We start from the raw sequence: 3798 nt of genomic DNA on the forward strand, positions 1-3798 counted from the left end.
CGCCTCACGCCCTCTTCCCCCGCCACCCCTGGCTCCTACGGGATCCGATCGGGTTTGTCCCCTCACCACACACCGCTCCCACAGGGGCTCGTGGGTATATGGATATTTGTGTTGTGGTTGACCCAAGGCATCTGTGATGAAATGCGACTCCACTCTCTATCGCGCCGCGCCGCCATCACTCGCCGTGAAACCCCGTTTGATTCGCCATCTGTTCCTGCCGCCACTGGTCATCGCCCTGATGATCGGATTGGGTTACATCGGCTTCTGGGTCAGTGAACACTACGGAATTCGCAGCCTCAGCGAGAACGGCCAGCGTCAGTTGGAACTGCACGCCCGCGCCGTCGAGAGCGAAATCAGCAAGTACACCTACCTGCCCAGCCTGCTGGAACTCGAATCCAGTGTTTCCAAGCTGTTGGCCGACCCGTCTCCGGAACTCCGGCAGACGGTCAATGAATACCTTGAAGGCCTGAACCGGCGCAGCCGCAGTCGGGCCATTTATGTGATGGACACCACCGGTCGCGTACTGGCCACCAGCAACTGGCGCGATGTCGACAGTTATCTGGGTGAAGACCTGTCCTTCCGCGCCTATTTCCAGAATGCCGTGCGCGGTCAGCCGGGGCGTTTCTACGGCATTGGCAGCACCAGTGGCGAACCCGGCTATTACCTGGCGCACGGGCTTGAAGAGCACGGCAAGATCATCGGTGTCGCCGTGGTCAAGGTCCGCCTCGAAGCCATGGAAGAACGCTGGCAGCGTGCGCGTCTGGAAGCCTTCGTCAGCGACGAGAACGGGATCATCATTCTCTCCAGCGATCCGGCGCGGCGGCTTAAATCGGTTGTGCCATTGAGCGAGGAAACCAAGGAAAAACTGGCCCGTAGCCTGCAGTACTACTGGTTTCCGCTGAATGAACTGCAACCGCTGGCGCGGGAGAAGCTGGCCGAAGGCGAGGAAAAACTGACCTTCCCCGCCAACAGCGAATTGATGTCCGATGAAGAGAACATCAGCTACCTCTCGCAAACCCGGCCGCTGAGCGACACCCCATGGAATTTCACCCTGCTCACCCCCCTGCAGGATTTGCGGCGTGAAGCGATCAATCAGGGGATCCTGGTGGCGGTGGCGTTTGCCCTGGTGGCGTTTCTGCTGATCGCCTGGAACGAGCGGCGCAAGGTGATCGCCACCCGCCTCGCGGCGCGGGAAGCCTTGCAGGAAGCCAACAATCAACTGGAGCGTCGGATTACCGAACGCACCACCGACCTGCGCGCCAGCAACGAACGGCTCAAGGGCCAGATCCGTGAACGCCGGCAGGCGGAAGAGACGTTGCGCCGCGCCCAGGATGAACTGGTCCAGGCCGGCAAACTGGCGGCCATCGGCCAGATGTCCACCAGCATCGCCCACGAATTGAACCAGCCGCTGGCCGCCTTGCGGACCTTGTCCGGCAATACCGTGCGCTTTCTGGAACGCGGTCAGCTGGATGTGGCCAGCACCAACCTCAAGACCATCAATGAACTGATCGACCGCATGGGCCGGATCACCGCCAGCCTGCGTTCCTTCGCCCGGCGCGGTGATGACAAGGGCCAGGCCAGTTTTGGCAAAGCCGTGGACGCCGCCCTGCAATTGCTGGGCAGCCGGATGGAAAGCGCGCACCTGCAATTGCACCGCGACCTTGAAGACGTACAGGTGCAGATCGACCAGACCCGTCTGGAGCAGATCCTGGTCAACCTGATCGGCAACGCGCTCGACGCCATGCAGTCGCAGCCCCAGCCGGAGTTGTGGCTTGAAGCCGAAGAATTCGACGGCAAGTATCGCCTGCGGGTACGTGACAATGGCCACGGCATCGATGCCGAAGCGCGCAAGCATCTGTTCGAACCGTTCTTCACCACCAAACCCGGCGAACAAGGCCTGGGCCTCGGCCTGACGCTTTCCGCCAGCCTGGCCGCCGCCACTGGCGGGCATCTGGGGGTCGAACACCCGGCCAGCGGTGGTACCACCTTCGTCCTCAGTTTACCGTTGGTAAGCCCCACTCCCGCCGAGCCAATATGAACAACGACCTTAGTGTGCTGATCGTCGAAGACGACCCCCATGTCCTGCTCGGTTGCCAACAGGCGCTGACCCTGGAAGACATTCCCTGCGTGGGCGTCGGCAGCGCCGAAGAAGCGCTGGAACGTGTCGGCGATAACTTCGCCGGCATCGTCATCAGCGACATCCGCCTGCCGGGCATCGACGGCCTGGAACTGCTGACCCGGCTCAAGGCCCGCGATCGCAGCCTGCCGGTGGTGCTGATTACCGGCCATGGCGACATCTCCATGGCCGTCGGCGCCATGCAAAAAGGCGCCTACGACTTCATGGAGAAACCCTTCTCCCCAGAACGCCTGGTGGACGTCGCCCGCCGGGCGCTGGAGCAACGCAGCCTGGCGCGAGAAGTGTCGTCGTTACGTCGACAGCTGTTCGAGCGCGACTCCCTCGAAGGCCGGATCATCGGGCGCTCGCCGGCCATGCAGAACCTGCGAGAACTGATCGCCAACGTCGCCGATACCTCGGCCAACGTGCTGATCGAAGGCGAGACCGGTACCGGTAAAGAATTGGTTGCGCGCTGCCTGCACGACTTCAGCCGTCGGCACACCAAACAGTTCGTCGCGCTGAACTGCGGTGGCCTGCCGGAGAACCTGTTCGAAAGTGAAATCTTCGGCCACGAGGCCAACGCCTTCACCGGTGCCGGCAAGCGGCGGATCGGCAAGATCGAACATGCCCACGGCGGCACGCTGTTCCTCGACGAAGTGGAAAGCATGCCGCTGCCGTTGCAGATCAAATTGCTGCGGGTGTTGCAGGAGCGTACCCTCGAACGCCTCGGTTCGAACCAGAGCGTCGAGGTGGATTGCCGGGTGATCGCCGCGACCAAGTCCGATCTGGATCAATCGAGCAAGGCCGGCGAGTTTCGCAGCGACCTGTATTACCGCCTGAACGTGGTAACCCTGGAACTGCCGCCGCTGCGCGAACGCCGCGAAGACATCCTGCAACTGTTCGAACACTTCCTGCAGCAGTCATCCCTGCGCTTCGACCGCGCGGTGCCGGAGCTGGACAACCAGACCCTGTCGAACCTGATGAGCCACGACTGGCCAGGCAACGTGCGCGAATTGCGCAACGTTGCCGAACGCTTCGCCCTCGGCCTGCCGGCCTTCAAAAAAACCGGCGCCAGCGGCAGCAACCAGGGCCTGGCCTTCGCCGAAGCGGTGGAAGCCTTCGAACGCAACCTGCTCAGCGACGCCTTGCAGCGCAGCGGCGGCAACCTGACCCAGGCCAGCCAGGAACTGGGGATGGCCAAGACCACGCTGTTCGACAAAGTGAAGAAATACGGGTTGAGCCACTGATGGACCTGATGTTCAAAGCGACCCTGGGCGCGGCGGTGGTAGTGATCCTCGCCATGTTGGCCAAGACCAAAAACTATTACATCGCAGGCCTGGTGCCGCTGTTTCCGACCTTTGCACTGATCGCTCATTACATCGTCGGCAAGGGGCGCTCGCTGGATGATCTGAAAACCACCATCGTGTTTGGCATGTGGTCGATCATTCCGTACTTCGTCTACCTGGCGACCTTGTATGTGATGGTCGACCGGATGCGGCTGGAGGCTTCGTTGGCGGTGGCGGCGGTGGCGTGGTTGATGGCGGCGACGGTGCTGGTGACGGTGTGGGTGCGCTTTCAATCCTGACCACAATTCCCTGTAGGAGCCAGGGGGGGGGGGGGGGGGGGGGGGGGGGGGGGGGGGGGGGGGGGGGGGGGGGGGGGGGGGGGGGGGGGGGGGGGGG

At 62.7% G+C, this 3798-nt stretch carries 3 protein-coding genes; all 3 read left to right on the top strand.

Features of this window, described 5'->3' with window-relative positions; genetic code table 11:
* The first annotated feature begins 136 nt into the window (after positions 1 to 136).
* The 3 genes from aauS to AC1RQB_RS28160 are packed head-to-tail and all read left to right on the top strand — an operon-like array spanning position 137 to position 3701.
* Positions 137 to 2038: a two-component sensor histidine kinase AauS gene (aauS, locus tag AC1RQB_RS28150; RefSeq protein ID WP_008072324.1), complete on the top strand. Its 1902-nt coding sequence runs from the start codon at positions 137 to 139 to the stop codon at positions 2036 to 2038.
* Positions 2035 to 3363: a two-component response regulator AauR gene (gene aauR, locus AC1RQB_RS28155; protein WP_008072323.1), complete on the top strand. Its 1329-nt coding sequence runs from the start codon at positions 2035 to 2037 to the stop codon at positions 3361 to 3363. Before aauS ends, aauR begins: the two co-directional genes overlap by 4 nt.
* A gap of 8 nt (positions 3364 to 3371) precedes the next feature.
* On the top strand, positions 3372 to 3701 hold the full coding sequence (locus AC1RQB_RS28160; protein ID WP_177318853.1) for a GlpM family protein: 330 nt from the start codon (positions 3372 to 3374) through the stop codon (positions 3699 to 3701).
* Positions 3702 to 3798: the final 97 nt, after the last annotated feature.

This window comes from Pseudomonas sp. GW822-FHT02E03 (assembly GCF_058802325.1).